This window comes from Rhodococcus sp. NPDC003383, from assembly GCF_053589115.1.
The window spans coordinates 76,142-89,662 of sequence record NZ_JBSFRG010000001.1 but is presented as its reverse complement, the minus strand read 5'-3'; the positions used below and the strand labels follow the sequence as shown (position 1 = coordinate 89,662).

At 71.4% G+C, this 13,521-nt stretch carries 13 protein-coding genes; 9 read left to right on the top strand and 4 right to left on the bottom strand.

Annotated elements, in window-relative coordinates; translation table 11 throughout:
• Positions 1 to 3: 3 nt before the first annotated feature.
• A complete protein-coding gene (locus tag ACWDTS_RS00340; RefSeq protein WP_450110031.1) occupies positions 4 to 864 on the top strand; it encodes a hypothetical protein in 861 nt (286 codons plus the stop codon).
• 160 nt (positions 865 to 1,024) lie between these two features.
• Positions 1,025 to 1,390, top strand: coding sequence for a DoxX family protein (locus tag ACWDTS_RS00335; RefSeq protein ID WP_450110032.1), 366 nt, complete (start codon positions 1,025 to 1,027; stop codon positions 1,388 to 1,390).
• Positions 1,391 to 1,420: 30 nt separating this feature from the next.
• On the opposite strand, the gene ACWDTS_RS00330 is transcribed toward ACWDTS_RS00335, so the two are convergent.
• Positions 1,421 to 2,944, bottom strand: a complete 1,524-nt coding sequence (locus tag ACWDTS_RS00330) for an MFS transporter (protein ID WP_450117296.1) — start codon at positions 2,942 to 2,944, stop codon at positions 1,421 to 1,423.
• A 79-nt stretch (positions 2,945 to 3,023) separates the two neighbouring features.
• Here ACWDTS_RS00330 and ACWDTS_RS00325 point away from each other — a divergent pair, with 79 nt between their 5' ends.
• The 3 genes from ACWDTS_RS00325 to ACWDTS_RS00315 all read left to right on the top strand — a co-directional run bounded on the left by ACWDTS_RS00325 (position 3,024) and on the right by ACWDTS_RS00315 (position 5,688).
• The gene (locus ACWDTS_RS00325; RefSeq protein WP_450117295.1) at positions 3,024 to 4,136 is read left to right on the top strand and encodes a winged helix DNA-binding domain-containing protein; all 1,113 of its coding nucleotides are present in this window, start codon (positions 3,024 to 3,026) and stop codon (positions 4,134 to 4,136) included.
• Between the two features lie 44 nt (positions 4,137 to 4,180).
• Complete coding sequence (locus tag ACWDTS_RS00320; RefSeq protein WP_197257415.1) at positions 4,181 to 4,777, top strand: suppressor of fused domain protein; 597 nt, start codon at positions 4,181 to 4,183, stop codon at positions 4,775 to 4,777.
• Between the two features lie 83 nt (positions 4,778 to 4,860).
• A complete protein-coding gene (locus tag ACWDTS_RS00315) occupies positions 4,861 to 5,688 on the top strand; it encodes an SDR family oxidoreductase (RefSeq protein ID WP_197257413.1) in 828 nt (275 codons plus the stop codon).
• Between the two features lie 31 nt (positions 5,689 to 5,719).
• Here the strand turns inward: ACWDTS_RS00315 and ACWDTS_RS00310 are convergent, their stop codons facing one another.
• Positions 5,720 to 7,525, bottom strand: coding sequence for a hypothetical protein (locus ACWDTS_RS00310; protein WP_450117294.1), 1,806 nt, complete (start codon positions 7,523 to 7,525; stop codon positions 5,720 to 5,722).
• Entirely contained in the window at positions 7,516 to 8,571 is a 1,056-nt protein-coding gene (locus ACWDTS_RS00305) for a magnesium and cobalt transport protein CorA (RefSeq protein ID WP_450117293.1), read from the bottom strand. Before ACWDTS_RS00305 ends, ACWDTS_RS00310 begins: the two co-directional genes overlap by 10 nt.
• A gap of 109 nt (positions 8,572 to 8,680) precedes the next feature.
• Here ACWDTS_RS00305 and ACWDTS_RS00300 point away from each other — a divergent pair, with 109 nt between their 5' ends.
• From ACWDTS_RS00300 to ACWDTS_RS00285, 4 genes are all read left to right on the top strand, one after another.
• Positions 8,681 to 9,535: a PHP domain-containing protein gene (locus tag ACWDTS_RS00300; protein ID WP_197257407.1), complete on the top strand. Its 855-nt coding sequence runs from the start codon at positions 8,681 to 8,683 to the stop codon at positions 9,533 to 9,535.
• Positions 9,532 to 9,996, top strand: coding sequence for a hypothetical protein (locus ACWDTS_RS00295; protein ID WP_450117292.1), 465 nt, complete (start codon positions 9,532 to 9,534; stop codon positions 9,994 to 9,996). The genes ACWDTS_RS00300 and ACWDTS_RS00295 overlap by 4 nt, the downstream gene beginning before the upstream one ends.
• A 414-nt stretch (positions 9,997 to 10,410) precedes the next feature.
• Entirely contained in the window at positions 10,411 to 11,604 is a 1,194-nt protein-coding gene (locus tag ACWDTS_RS00290) for an NAD(P)-dependent malic enzyme (RefSeq protein ID WP_248674314.1), read from the top strand.
• 91 nt (positions 11,605 to 11,695) lie between these two features.
• Positions 11,696 to 12,637, top strand: a complete 942-nt coding sequence (locus tag ACWDTS_RS00285) for a glycine betaine ABC transporter substrate-binding protein (RefSeq protein ID WP_450117291.1) — start codon at positions 11,696 to 11,698, stop codon at positions 12,635 to 12,637.
• Here the strand turns inward: ACWDTS_RS00285 and ACWDTS_RS00280 are convergent.
• Positions 12,596 to 13,513, bottom strand: coding sequence for an alpha/beta hydrolase fold domain-containing protein (locus tag ACWDTS_RS00280; protein WP_450117290.1), 918 nt, complete (start codon positions 13,511 to 13,513; stop codon positions 12,596 to 12,598). The two genes, ACWDTS_RS00285 and ACWDTS_RS00280, sit on opposite strands and share 42 nt — an antisense overlap.
• Positions 13,514 to 13,521 lie beyond the last annotated feature (8 nt).

The following is a 13,521-nucleotide window of genomic DNA, read 5'->3' as shown; positions in this document are numbered from 1 at the left end:
GCGGTGGCGGACGCAGACGTGGATCCCGAGGAGATCGCCGACGAGCTGTACGGCCTCGACCCGAACGACTTCGTCGCGGCCAGGGACGAATACGTCGCGCAGGCCCGCAAGGCAGGCGATCGGGACACGGCAGCGGCGATCGGCAGGCTGCGCAAACCGACGGTCGCGGCGTGGCTGGTGAATCTGCTCGCCCGCGACCGCGCCGACGAACTCGCCGCGCTGCTCGACCTCGGCGAGGCCCTGCGCAAGGCCCAACGCCGCCTGTCCGGCAGCGATCTGCGCAAGCTGTCGAACCAGCGTCGGCACGCGGTCGGGGCGCTCGAACGGGAGGCGGGCCGTCTGGCCGTCGCGCGCGGACGCCGGGTGAGCGAGGCGGCGCTGCGTGAGGTCGGGCAGACCCTCAACGCCGCTCTCGCCGACCCGGACATCGAGGAACGGGTGCGTGCCGGGCGGCTCGAAACCTCGCTCGAATACAGCGGATTCGGAGACACCGGTGCGGCTCCGCTGCACGTCGTCCGCGATCGGGCGAAGGACACCGCGACCGAGGAGTCCGAGGACGAGCAGGCGCGCGCCGCAGAGAAGGAGAAGGAGAAGGCCCGCGCGGCCGAACTGAAACGCGCGATCGCCGACGCGGAAGACGCCCACGCGGCGGTCGTCGAGGCCCGCGCCGCGACCGAACGAGCCGAGCAGGAACTCACTCGCCACGAGACGCGGGTGCGGGAGCTGCGCGAACAACTCCAGCACGCCGAAGAGCAGCGCGAGTTCGCGCGCAGTGCCGCCAAAGCCGCGGCGCAGGACGCGAAGGAGGCCGAGCGCGCGGCCTCGGCGGCGAATGCAGCGGTCAGCCGTCTGCGGGGTGAGTGACCGAAGCCCCGACGATCGACGCGGTGAATGCGAATCCGCCCACGCTGCAGCGTGGCGGATTCCGAAACGCGTCGTGGATGGGGACGAGCCCGATGCGGGAGTCACGATCCGGGCGTCCGAAACGTCGAACAGACGACAGGACTATCGGACGGAGAAGCTCATGGACACCTCATACATCGCAATCACCGTCCTCGCCGCCGTCGCGATGGCGAGTGCCGCAACGCTGAGCCTGGTTCGGCACCGGCTCGTCGTGGCCGCAGCCGACGTCGTGGAGCTGCCCCGCTCGTGGGTGCCGCGACTGGGTGCGCTCCTGGGAGCGGGTGCGGTCGGGCTGATCGTGGGATTCGCGGTCCCCGTGCTCGGCGTGGTCACGGCGGTCGCTCTCGTGCTGTACTTCCTCGCCGCCGTCGGCGCCCACATACGGGTGCGCGACCACGATCCGGGGCGGCTCGCGAACGTCCTGACGTTCCTCGCCCTCGCGGTCGCTGCCCTCGTGTCGAGCGTGCTGTATCACGCCCCGTGGTGATCGGGGCCGGACCTACACGGGGAATTCCCGTTACGGGTGCTCCGGCGTACCCGCGAGATCGGTTCTGCCGGTAGTAGGGACCCGGCCGCCGGCGAGCCCGTCGACCACGGCCCATTCCGCGGCCAGCGCCGTCGCCTCGACCTCGTCCTCCTCGACGTCGGTGAGCGGCCGCGAGGGCGCCCGCACCGTGACGAACACCAGGACCGCGGCGGCGGTCGCGGCGACCGCGGCGAGCCCGAACGCGGCGACGAAGGCGGACTGCTTCGCGAATCCGCCCGCGCCGACGAGCGTCGCGAGCAGCGTGGTGACCAGCGCGCTGCTCAGGGAACTGCCGACGGTCCGGGCGATCGAGTTGATGCTGTTGGCGACACCGGTCTCGTCGGGCCGGACCTCCGCGACGAGCAGCGCGGGCAGCGCCGCGTAGGCGAGGCTGACGAAGACCGAGACGAGGATGCCCGAGACGATGATGTGCCAGCTCCGGTCGTGCAGCACGGCGATGAGCACGAACCCGGCCGTGCCGATCACGCAGGACACCCCGAGGACCAACTTGGCGGTGAAGCGATGAACCAGACGGCCCGCCAGTGCCGCGGCGATCACCCCGACCAGCGCGCCCGGCAGCATGTACACGGCGGTCGCCTCGAGCACCGTCGCGCCGAATCCGTAGCCCGCGGCCGGCGGTGTCTGGACGAAGTACGACGTCGCGAGGAAGTTCACGAACATCGAGACCCCGACGAGCAGTGCCGCCAGGTGCAGCACGAGCACGGGCCGGTGGGTGAGCATGCGCGGCGGGACGAGCGGTTCGTCGACGTGTCGTTCGAACGCGAACCAGCCGGCGAGCACGATCAGGCCGCCGGCCGCGCACAGCAGCGTCGCCGGTGAACCCCAGCCCCACGTGCCGCCCTCCGACAGCGCCAGCAGCGCGAGGGCCAGTCCGATCGACAGCAGTACCGCCCCGGCCCAGTCGATCCGGCCGTGCGCCGCGGCAGTGCGCTTCGGGACGACGGCGAACGTCATCACCAGCCCGGCCAGGTTGAACAGCACCAACAGCCAGAACACCCGCCGGTAATCGGTGTCGCCCGACACGGTCGTGCCGGTGAGAACCATGCCGATCGCCCCGCCGACGCCCATCGTTCCGGACAGCAGTCCCATCGCGCCGACGAGCCGATCCGGGGCGATCTCGTCGCGGAGCACCGCGATGCCCACGGGGAACAACGCGAACGACGCGCCCTGCAGCACGCGGCCGACGACGAGCAGCGCGAACGAATCGGTGACGGCGCACAGCAGAGACCCGGCCAGCACCACCCACAGGATTCCGAGGAGGATCGAGCGTTTGCCGCGCAGGTCGGCGAGCCGCCCGAGAACCGGGGTCGCGACCGCCGCGGCCAGGAGGTTCGCGGTGAGCAGCCAGCCGGACGCGGTGGTGCTCACGCCGAGTTGTGCGCGGATGGTGCCGACGATGGGCACCACGACCGTCTGCATCACCGCGACGGTGGTGACGACGAGACACAGTGCGGGCAACAACAGTCGGGTACGCAACGTGTCCGATCTCGCCATCAGCCGACCGTAGCAGTGACGAACCACGACAGCGTGCGAGCGACCGGCACGCAGGACACCGGGGTGCGAAGGTGGGTCGGTGACGCCCCGCACCCTCACGAACCGTGAGCTCGGCCGCGCGACCCTCGCGCGCCAGCACCTGCTGCGCCGCAGCGACCTCGGTCCGCTGCCGATGATCGAGCACCTGCTGGGTCTGCAGGCGCAGGCACCCCTCCCGCCCTATCTCGCGTTGTGGAGCCGGATCCGGCGATTCGCACCCGAGTCCCTCTCCGGCCTCATCGCCGCCCGCGCGGTCGTGCGGATCGTCCTCATGCGCGGCACGATCTTCGCGGTCTCGGCGGCAGACGCGGCCGCGCTGCGTCCGTGGGTGCAGCCGCTGCTCGACCGCGACCTGGACACCAACACCGCCTACGCCGCCGCGCTGGCCGGGGTGGATCGGGACGCGCTCGCCGCCGCCGGACGCGAACTGGTCCGCGACGTGCCGCGCAGTCAGCAGGAACTGCAACCGCTGCTCGCCGAACGGTTCCCGGGCCGCGATCCGAAAGCCCTCGCGCACGGGGTGCGCGGACTCGTGCCGATGGTGCAGGTGCCGCCGCGCGGTCTGTGGGGCAGGTCCGGGCAGCCGCGGCTGGCCGTGCTCGACGAGTGGGCCGGTCACCCGCCGGTCGCACCGGACCCGGAGTCGCTGCTGCTGCGCTACCTCGGGGCGTTCGGGCCCGCGAGCGTGCGGGACGCGCAGGCGTGGTGCGGGCTCACCCGGCTCGGCGAGGTCTTCGAGCGGCTGCGGCCGCGGCTCGAGGTCTTCCGCGACGAGCGCGGCGTCGAACTGTTCGACCTGCCCGACGCACCGCGCCCCGATCCCGCGACCCCCGCCCCGGCGCGCATCCTCGCGCCCTACGACAACGTGCTGCTCTCGCATGCCGACCGGTCGCGGCTGATCTCGGACGAGAACCGGCGCCGCATCATGACGCAGAACGGCATCGTCAAGCCGGCCGTGCTCGTCGGCGGGACCGTCTCGGGTATCGCCGACCTGAGGATTACGAAACATGCTGCGGCACTGGATATCACACCGTGGCGCAGGCTCACGGCCGCGAACCGGTCCGCGCTCGAAGCGGAAGGGCTGCGGCTGCTGGACTTCGCGGCCCCGGCGACCGCCGACCACCGGGTGCGATTCGTCGACGACGACCGCTGACCCGCCACCCGGGACGAATGCCGCGCGCGGCGTACATTGCAGGGGTGACCGACGCTGTACTCCCTGCAGTCCGTGCCCACCTCACCGAGCATGTCGCCGGTGCGTCCGGTGCCGACCCGGAATCGGCATCGGTGACGTTCCTGGGTCTCGAACCCATCGAGGTGCTGCGGTTCCGGTCGACGGACTCCGGGGTCACCCGGTTCGTCACGCTCGGCTGTTCGCGGCATCCCATGGGCGATCCCACGGCGATGGTCGCCGATCCCACCCGCGGCCCCCGCGCCGAGCTGGTCCTGAGCCTGCGGAATGCGGAGGGCATCACCGCCGGTGTTCACCGCACCCTCGCGATCCTCGCGGCGCTGCCCGCCGTCGAAGGTGTCGTCCTGACCGACGACGCACTGCTCGATCTCGGTGAACCACTGTGGGAGAACGCGCCGTTCACCGCGGTGCTGCTCGGACCCAGCGACATTCCCGACCTGGAGCTGCCCGAACCCGCCGATCCGGTCCGGTTCTTCGACGCCGTTCCGCTCACCGGCACCGAGGCCGCGTGGAAGCGGTTGCGCGGCGCCGGTGCGCTGCGCGACGCGTGGACCGAAGCCGGCATCGACGTGCGCGACCCGAACCGGGGCCAGCCGCGGATGTGACGCGATCCACTCCTGCTGCGTGATGTGATCCGGGTCGCCCCTGCTCTACAGTCGCGTCCATCCGATCACCACGGGAGGCACGGATGGACAAGGACGTCGTCGTCGTCATCGGCGTAGGCGGCATGGGACTGGCGATCGCCCGCCGCCTCGGCAGCGGCCGGAAGGTGCTGCTCGCCGATTTCGACGAGACCACGCTCGCGGCAGCGACTGCGACACTGCGCGGCGAGGGCCACGACGTCACCGAACGGACAGTCGATGTCTCCGAACGCGATTCGGTCGTCGCCCTCGCGGACGCCGCCGCCGGACTCGGGCGCGTCACCCACATCGCGCACACCGCGGGGCTCTCGCCCGTGCAGGCGCCCACCGAGGCCATCCTGCGCGTCGACCTGCTCGGTGTCGCCCTGGTCCTCGACGAGTTCGCGCGCGTCGTCGCGTCCGGCGGTGCGGGCGTCGTCATCGCCAGCATGGCGGGGCACATGTCCGGCGGGCTGCCCGCCGACCAGGAGAAGGCGCTCGCGACCACCCCGACCGGCGAACTGCTCGACCTGCCGTTCCTCGCACCGGAAACGCTGGGGCATCCCGCGATGGCCTACGTGGTCGCCAAGCGCGCGAACGCTCTGCGCGTGCAGGCGGCGGCCGCCGCGTGGGGCGCGCGGGGTGCCCGCATCAACTCGATCAGCCCCGGCGTCATCTCCACCCCGATGGGCCAGGAGGAACTCGCCGGCGAGTCCGGCGCGAACATGCGCGCGATGGTCGAGATGTCCGCGACCGGTCGCCTCGGCACGCCCGACGACATCGCCGCCGCGGTCGCGTTCCTCCTCGATCCGCAGGCCGGTTTCGTCACCGGCACCGATCTGCTCGTCGACGGCGGTGCCGTCGCCGCGGTGCGTGCCGCCGGGTGGGCCGGCTGACGCCGGGCGCGGCCGGGCCGACCGAATCCGGTTATTTCGGCGTGATCACCCCGACCGGACCGCCGCCGAAACACACGGTCGGTCCGGTCGCGGGGGAGCGCACCTGCAGGCCGTTGCCACCGCCCGGCACCCGGACGTAGACGGTGCCCGGACCGGACCCGACCGGAACCTGCGTGGGGTCGGCGCCCGGGAACCCGACCTCGATCCGCCCGGGCTGCGACGCGAAATAGTTCAGCTGCACGGTCCAGTCCAGTTCCATCATCGGGCCGTCCAGCGGCAGCGCGACGGTCGTGCCGGGCGAGAGCAGGTACCCGCAGTCCGGCTCGGGTCCCGGCGGCACCCACCGCACGGCGAACAGGGCTCCTTCGACGAGCGCGCCGGAGTCGTCCAGCACGGCCGGATCCTCGGCGCTGTCGGTGATCTCGGCGCGACCGGGCAGCGCGGAGAACACCGATCCGATGAGATTGTGCGGATGCGTGACCGGCAGCAGCACCCACACCGACACCGGGTGGTCCAGGATCGGCACGTCCGGGTGGGCGGTGAGCGCGACCCGGGCGGTGGCGAGATAGTCGCCGGTCGGATTGTCCACCCAGCTCCGCGTGAACGTCACCGTCGACCACAGCGAACCGGCCGTGAACGCGACCGCACAGATCGCCGCGACGACAGGGGAGATGCGGGCCGGTGCACCCCGTGCGGGAGCGCGCAGCACCAGGGCGGCCGCGATCGCGCCGATCACCGCCGAGTCCGCGAAGTAGCGCAGGGTCTGCGCGAGTTCGTAGGTGGTCTCGGCGCCGAACCGGGTGCTGATCATCGCCGCCAGGGAGGCGAGCACGTAGGCGGCGGCCGCGGCCCACACCCATCCCGTCCGCCGGCGTCGCCGCACGCTCCACACCAGCGCCGCGATCACCGCCGCCCAGCTCACGACGACCAGCGCGATCGGCGGCGTCGCCCAGGGCGGGCTCGGGTTCCAGCGTTCCCACTGCCACGGTCCGCCGAGCAACGTCGGCACCAGCCCGTACGACAGCCCGTGATGCGTCAGCCCGGACACCATCGCGAGATCGGGTATCCCGAAACGGGATTCGACGAACGTGAGATAGCACGCGGCCCACCCGGTGAGCAGCGCCGCCGAGGCGATCCACAGCACCCGCCCGCGGCGCGCCGCGAGCCGCACCGGCCGGGCGCGCCCGTCGACCCGGTACGCGAGCGCGACGGTCGCGAACGCGACGAACGGCACCAGGATCGACTTCTCGAAGAACAGCAGGGCGAGCGCGGTGACCACGGTCGCGGACACCGCGTAGCGGCGCCGCCCGGTGCGGGCCAGCAGCAGCGCGTCCCCCGCGACCCACGCCAGCGCCGCCTGCAACGGCAGCGCGTTGAGCCCCGCCGCCCACCACGCGAACGCCGGCAGCGTCAGCGGTGCGAACAGGTAGAACAGCAGCGGTCCCCACAGGACCCGGCGTGGGCCGAGCAACAGCCACAACACCCGCAGCACCGCGAGCGACGCCACCGCCTGCCCGACCACCAGCGACACCGCGGCGGGCCACCACTGCAGGGGCGCGACCGCGTCGGCGAGCGCGGCCACGGCGAACGCGCCCGGCATGAGATGGCCGTCGTGGTCGTGCAGCAGCAGCTCCGCGGACCACAGCGGATAGGTTCCCGCGCGGCCGATCAGGATCAGGTCGTCCCAGTAGAGTTCGCCGACCGCGGCGACGGCCGCGCGGATCGCCACCTGCACCGCGACGAGCGCGAACCCGACCCCGAGGACCAGGCGCACACGATCCCGCCGGTCCGCAGGCACCGTGGAGGCACGGTCGAGGAGTGCTGTTCTCACAGCCACTTGTTGCGCCGGAACGTCAGGAACAGGGCGACGGTGATCACCACGATCACCCCGACGACCAGGTAGTAGCCGTATTCCCAGTGCAATTCGGGCATCCGGTCGAAGTTCATGCCGTAGATGCCGGCGATCATCGTCGGGACGGCCGCGATCGCGACCCACGCCGAGATGCGCCGCATGTCGGTGTTCTGTTGCACGGTGACCTTCGCGATCGCGGCGTCGAGCAGGGTGCTGAGCGTTTCGTCGAACGTCGCGATGCGTTCGGCGACGGTGGTGTGGTGGTCGGCGACGTCCCGGAAGTAGCGGCGCACGTCCTTCGGGATCGGGTGGCCCGATCCCCGGGTGAGCTGCTGCAGCGGCGTGGCGAGCGGGACCACCGCGCGGCGCAGCTCCACGATCTCGCGCTTGAGCAGATAGATCTGTTCGACGGCGATGCGGGTGCTGGGCGTGAACACGAGTTCCTCGAGGTCGTCGACGTCCGGCTCGACCAGGGTGGTCACCGCCAGATAGCTGTCCACCACGTAGTCGGCGACGGCGTGAAGCACCGACGCGGGCCCGAGCGCGAGCCGGCCGGGTGACTGCTCCAGCCGGTGCCGGACATCGGACAGCCCGGAATGGTCGCCGTGCCGCACGCTCACCACGAAGTCGGGGCCGGTGAAGATCATGATCTCCCCGGTCTCGACGATCTCGTTGGTGGTCGTCACCGATTCGTGCTCGACGTAGTTGACGGTGCGCAGCACCAGGAACAGCACGTCGTCGTACCGCTCGAGCTTGGGCCGCTGGTGCGCGTGCACCGCGTCCTCGACCATCAGCTCGTGCAGGCCGAACGTCCGGGCGACGCTCGTCATCTGGTGTTCGTCGGGTTCGTGCAGTCCCAACCAGACGAAGCCCTCGCCGCGGCTGCGCACCTCGGCCAGCGCGTCCGAGTGCGTGTACCGGCCGGGCAGGCGCCTGCCGTCGATGTAGACCGCGCAGTCGACGACGGCCTCTTCGGCGGGGACGGGGACGGCTCGGGAGTCGGCGTCGCGGCGGGACGGCAGGTTCGGCATCGGTTCCCTTCCGCGCGGCAGCTCGGCCCGGCCATGCTAACCCGCCCGCGGACGCCGCCCGGGGCGTTGCCTCGAGCTGTGTGCGGCCGGCGCCTGACAAACTGGAGGGGTGCGCATCGATCTGCATTCCCATTCGACGGCCTCCGACGGAACGGACACGCCGGCGGACCTGGTCCGTGCCGCCGCGACGGCGGGGCTGGACGTCGTTGCGCTCACCGATCACGACACGACCGCGGGCTGGGACGAGGCGGTCGCGGCGCTGCCGTCCCGGATGACACTGGTGCGCGGGATGGAGATGTCGTGCACCGGCCGCGGTGAGGACGGGCATCCGGTCGCGGTGCATCTGCTCGCGTACCTGTTCGATCCAGCCGACCCGGTGTTCGCAGCGGAACGGGAACGACTCCGTACCGAGCGGGTCGGGCGGATCCGTGCGATGGCGTACCGGATGGCCGAGGACGGCCTGCTGCCGGATCCGGAGAGCGTCGTCGAGGCGGCGGGGCCCGTGGCGGGACGCCCCCACCTCGCGCGGGCGCTGGTCGAGGCCGGGGTGGTTCCGACGGTCGGTGCGGCCTTCACCGATCTGCTGTCGCCGCGGGGCCGCTACTACGTGCCCAAGGACGACACCGCCCTCGAGGATGCGGTGCGCATGGTGACGGCGGCCGGGGGAGTGACGGTGCTCGCGCACGCCCGCGCGCGGGCGCGCGGCAGGTTGCTGGCGCTCGACCACGTCGAGGAACTCGTCGACCACGGGCTCGGCGGGCTCGAGGCCGAGCATCCCGATCACGACGCCGCGGACGTGCGGCTGATGCGGGACATGGCGGCGAACCTCGGGCTGTTCGTCACCGGGTCGTCGGACTACCACGGCGCGAACAAGGACATCGGCATCGGCCGATTCACGACGCACCCGGCGGCGCTCGAGGAACTGATCGCACGGACCTCGGGTGTCGAGGTGGTCGTCGGATGAGTGCGTGGGGCCGGCGGGGCCGCGAGTCGTACGGGGACGACTACGACGACCGGTATTACGCCGCGGGCAATGACGACACCGAGTACTACGACGATGAGTACTACAGTCATGAACACTACGGCGATGAGTACTACGATGTGTCGGATTCGCCGACGGAGGTGTTCGATCGTGCCGGCCGGCGGGACAACGTCGCCGTGCGCGCGGTGCGGACGCTGTCCGGACTGGTGTGCGGCGCGGTCGTGATACTCGCCTTGGTCGTGGGCGGCGCCCAGTACCTCGCCGGGAATCGGGGAGTGCCGGGGCCGGGCGTCGAATCCGTGGCGGCTCACGTGGTGGCCGCGATCGTCGTGATCGCGGCTCAGATATCCGCGGATCGCCGTCGCGGGCTGTCCGCTCTACCCGGTTCCGCTGTGGTGTTTGTCACTGCGGCTTTCCTGATGTTCACGCAGTGGTGGGGATGACGCCCCGTATCTTCCCTGCTACCCGTGAGTAATTCGTCCGTTACGTGGACAAGACCCCCGGTTTCGTCGAAACTCACAGGTGGGACGCTCGAAAAGTGAGAGCTTCGCAATGTGTGGCGATTTGATTGTTCCGTTGTGAAGGTGGCAAACTTGCGTCCAATCCGGCGCCGGAGATACCCCCCGATGCCGGACGATGGCAGACCCCTGTACAAGGGCTCGTCGCCAGGGCTCACCAGCCACGGCGCCATCACGCTCCGGAAGTCGTACAGCGTAGTACAGCGGTAATCGTGATCGCGCCCGGATGCTTCACAGAATTTGTCCTTGGCGAAGCACCTGCGAACGAATGGTAAATCGTCGCAGCTACTTCGCAGTAACCGCGACCTGGGTGGTCACGGAACCAGCAGGAGTGTCATCGTGTCTATCGTGTCCGACGCACCAACGCCCAGCAAGGTCGAACTGACCAACGAAGAGATCTTCGACGCGCACATCGACGGCAAGCTGTCCGTCGAGCTCACGTCGCCGCTCGAGAACCAGCGCGACCTGTCGATCGCGTACACCCCGGGTGTCGCGCAGGTCAGCCGCGCGATCGCCGCCGACGAGACCCTCGCCGCCCGCTACACCTGGACCGACCGCCTGGTGGTCGTCGTCAGCGACGGCACCGCCGTGCTCGGTCTCGGAGACATCGGGCCGCGCGCCTCGCTGCCGGTGATGGAGGGCAAGTCCGCGCTGTTCAAGAAGTTCGCGGGCCTGAACTCGATCCCGCTCGTTCTCGACACCAAGGACCCCGACGAGATCGTCGAGACCCTGATCCGGCTGCGTCCGAGCTTCGGCGCCGTGAACCTCGAGGACATCTCGGCCCCGCGTTGCTTCGAGATCGAGAAGCGCGTCGTCGAGGCCCTCGACTGCCCGGTCATGCACGACGACCAGCACGGCACCGCCATCGTGGTGCTCGCCGCGCTCATGGGCGCCGTCAAGGTCCAGAACCGCAACATCGCGGACCTGCGCATCGTCGTCTCCGGCGCCGGTGCCGCCGGTGTCGCGTGCACCAACATCCTGCTCGCCGCCGGTGCCACCGACGTCGTCGTGCTCGACTCCAAGGGCATCGTCTCGCGTGAGCGCACCGAGCTCGGCCCGATCAAGGCCGACCTCGCCGAGCGCACCAACCCGGCCGGTCGCCACGGCGGGCTCATCGAGGCCCTCGACGGAGCCGACGTGTTCGTCGGTGTCTCCGCCGGCACCGTGCCCGAGGAGATCGTTGCGACCATGGCCGACGACGCGATCGTGTTCGCGCTGTCGAACCCGGACCCGGAGATCCACCCGGAGGTCGCGAGCAAGCACGTCGCAATCGTCGCGACCGGCCGCAGCGACTTCCCGAACCAGATCAACAACGTGCTGGCCTTCCCCGGTGTGTTCAAGGGCGCCCTCGACGCCGGTGCCCGCCGCATCACCGAGGGCATGAAGCTCGCTGCCGCCGAGGCCATCCTCTCGGTTGTCGGCGATGAGTTGGCGGTGGACAAGATCGTTCCGAGCCCGCTCGATCCGCGCGTCGCACCCGCCGTCGCCGAGGCCGTCGCGGCCGCGGCGAGGGCCGAGGGTGTCACCGACTAGCGGCATCGCACCGCACGCCCCGGACGGAGCCCGCACCAAGGCTTCCGGACCGGGGCGTTCGGCGTTGCGGACGGTGCGCGAGGATGGCACGGTGACCACGAACTCGAAGCGCACGACACGGTCGGGAAGAACCCTGGCCGCAACGGCGGCGATCGCGGCCGCGGCGGTCGCCGGGTGCGCGTCTCCGGTCCTCGACGAGGCCCCCGGACCGTCCGGCGTGGTCGTCGGCACGGGAACCGGGACCGACGGCGAGCTGCTCGCCCAGCTCTATGCGGGAGCGTTGCGTCGCACCGGGATCGACGTGACGGTCCGCGATCCGGGCGACCTCGCCGCGCTGGACGCCGCCGAGGTCACGCTCGTCCCCGGCTACACGGGCCGGCTACTGCGCCACTTCGACCCGTCCGCACCGCAGACGGACGCCGAGGACGTGTTCACCGCGCTCGGCCGGGCACTGCCCACCGACCTGACGGTCGCCGACTACGCGACCGCCCAGGACCGCGCCGTTCTCGTGCTGAGCGACGCGACGGCGGCCGCGCTGGGTGTCACGGGCGTCGACGAGATCACCGGCCGCTGCGCGGAACTCACGGTCGCGGCGACGCCGGGCTTCGCCGCGACCGGGGGCCTCGAGGCGCTCGCCGCCGCGGGCTGCGTGCCCGCCGCCGTCGAGCAGGTCGCCGACGCAGACGCCGTGCGCGCGGCGACCGATCGCGGCGCGCTCGGCGCCCTCACGACGGCCTCACCCGCGCTCGTCGATGCCGGCCTCGTCGCACTGGCCGACGCCCCGGACCGCGCGCCCGGTGAGGACGCGACCGCCGAGGACGCGACCGCCGAGGACGCGCAGCCACCGGTGTTCGCGGCCCAGAACGTCGTCCCGTTGTTCCGGCGGGACGTGTTCGGGGAACGTCAGCTCGATGCGCTGAGTGTGATCGCCGGAGAACTCACCACCGCAGACCTCGCCGAGATGCGCGCCCGGGTGGACGACGGCGAGGACTCAGCCGCCGTCGCGGACGCGTGGCTCGGCGAGCATGTGTGAGCGCAGGAACTCACCCAGGTCGACGATCGCGTCGGCGGCCTCGCGGACCAGCGACGCCTGCAGGTGGGCGACGTGCCACAGCCGCGGCTGTTCGGTGACCTGCACGTCGACACCGGCCGCCCGCAACCGCCGCGCGAACTCGGTGACCTGCGGGTAGAAGACCTCGGTCGTGCCGACGTGGATCAGCGTCGGCGGCAGCGGGCGCAGGTCGGCGTGCATCGGCGCGTATCCCGGATCGGCCGGGTCGCCGTCGCCGAGATACGCCTCGGCGGACGGGAACAGCCATCCGGTCGAGAGCACGGTGTCGCGGTCGAACGGCACCGCGCGGGAGCCCGGATCCACCCACGGCGACAGCAGGCCCAGCGCGGCGGGCGTCACCCCGTGCCGGTCCGTGAGCCGCAGGGCGGCCGCGACCGCCAACCCGCCACCCGCGGAGTCCCCGGCGATCGGTGTGCTCGCGGCGTCCACACCGTGTGCGGTGACGAGCTCGAGATACGCGGCGACCGCGTCGTCGAGCGCCGCCGGATACGGATGCTCCGGGGCGAGACGGTAGTCCAGGACGTACACGGCCGACGCGGTCGCCGCGGCCAGGTGCGCGGCGAGCGACCGGTGCGTGGCCGGGGAGCAGGTCGTGAACGCACCGCCGTGCAGATACAGCACCGCGGTGCGCCGCTCGGTCGCACCGACCGTGATCCGTTCGGCGGGACGGCCGGCGAGGGTGATCTTCCGGACCACCGTGCCCTTCGGCAACGTCTGGATCGGTGCCGCCAGCCCGAGCAGCCGTCGTTGCATCGGATACGACAGCCGCGGGCTCAGCACGAGCCGGTACATCGGACGCAGGGCCGCGCGCACGAGCGGCAGCGGGAACTGTGGCATGTCGGTAT